The sequence below is a fragment of the Moorena sp. SIO3B2 genome (assembly GCF_010692525.1).
In the GTDB taxonomy this organism is placed as follows: domain Bacteria; phylum Cyanobacteriota; class Cyanobacteriia; order Cyanobacteriales; family Coleofasciculaceae; genus Moorena; species Moorena producens.
The window spans coordinates 4,208-5,784 of record NZ_JAAHHE010000366.1 but is presented as its reverse complement, the minus strand read 5'-3'; the positions used below and the strand labels follow the sequence as shown (position 1 = coordinate 5,784).

The following is a 1,577-nucleotide window of genomic DNA, read 5'->3' as shown; positions in this document are numbered from 1 at the left end:
TTGGAAATTACCACCGACACTAAGGTTGTCATTAATAGTGAGGGAGCCGTCAATAGTTGAGTTTCCGGTAGTGGTGACTAAGCCGGTTAAACGAGAACCATCCCCAACAAATTGGGCGGCAGTAGCACTACCAATCAGGGTTAGGTTTGTAGCAGAAATATTGCCAGTAGCGGAAATATTGCCAATTACGTCCAACTCCTCTGCGGGAGTGTCTGTACCAATGCCAACTTCACCGTTGACTGTGAGTGTTGGAAGTGTCCAATTAAAAGCCATTTTTCTTTACCTCCTCTGTTCCAATGTTTCTACCTTTTACATCAGCACTAAAATCCTATTCTGCTGCTCTTTGACGACTTTGGTGAAAACTGCGATTGCGTTTGATTGGTTGTTCTGTCATAGTTTTTATTAACCATATAATTAAGCTGTTGGTAATTCTGTGCCATTGTGTTACCGAATTTAATTCAAGACTAAGACACTGAAAAACCTGTTGGTGTTTTCAACTCTTGAATTTGTTTTTTTAAGAGCTTTATTTCCGATTGCTGAATTTGCATCTTTTCCAACAAACTTGAGAGCCAGTGGGAATTAGAATTAAGACCAACGACAACGTTGATCAGTTTTACACCTTCTTGCTCTGAAGTTTCCCAAGCTCTACCAACAATCAGGGCAAATTGGTTTGCTGCGATTTCGTGAGGTGAGACTGCTATCCCCATACCATCATTGAAACCTGAAGGGATAATATAATCTCCTGATTGCACGCTACCTCGAACTTTAATCGGCACTTGTCCCAAAAATGCTACTTGCTCATAGAGATGTTGCTCTTGCTTTTGGGGAGCATTGCCTAAGACAATAGGCTGATTAGTAATTGCCATAACTTGATCTGCTCCCTGGGTATACTTGGTAACTTTGCCACCAAATACACCCACTAGTTCACCTGGTTCAATTACTTCACTATGATTAAGTCGTGGTAAGTATTCTGCATAATCTCCACTACCGCTTTTCAAACGAATATTATTATTGCCAGTTCCCTCAATGGATCCAACGTCACGGTCACCAGATTTGAAGGTGATAAAATTACAGGCTCCACCAGGGGAAATAGTACCTATCTTGAGAGCTAAAACATCTGCACTTCCACCACTGCTAGTATTTTCAATCACTGCAATATGATTAGCCATCGAAGCAGCAGCATTTTTAGTACCCCTAACATGCAAAGTAGTAACTGGATTAGACAGTCCAATTCCAACCCTACCTGGCGATTTATTTTGAATTAGTAAGTTACCCCCGCTAGCTTGTAGATGTAGGTTAGAAACAGCTCCATTATTTCTAGCCATAATTTCATTATCATCTATGGCAAGATTTACACCATTAGTGTTGCCGACAACTAAATAGCCACCGCCATTGGGTTCTGCATCAGTACCACCGATAATATGCAATCTGGCTTGGGGACTAGTCGTAGCAATACCAACTCTACCATCAACCCAAAGATTGGGTGTACCGATCAGGTGAAGACTTCGATCATCGTTAAACCTTGCCCAGACTTTAGCACCTTCTTCTGGCTCCCGAATTTCTAAATGTTCGCCATT

At 41.5% G+C, this 1,577-nt stretch carries 2 pseudogenes; both read right to left on the bottom strand.

Annotation, left to right across the window (positions count from 1 at the left end):
• A pseudogene (locus tag F6K38_RS33740) lies at nucleotides 1–273 on the bottom strand (hypothetical protein); the annotation flags it as partial.
• A 191-nt stretch (nucleotides 274–464) separates the two neighbouring features.
• Nucleotides 465–1,577 (bottom strand): annotated as a pseudogene (locus F6K38_RS33735) (hypothetical protein); the annotation flags it as partial.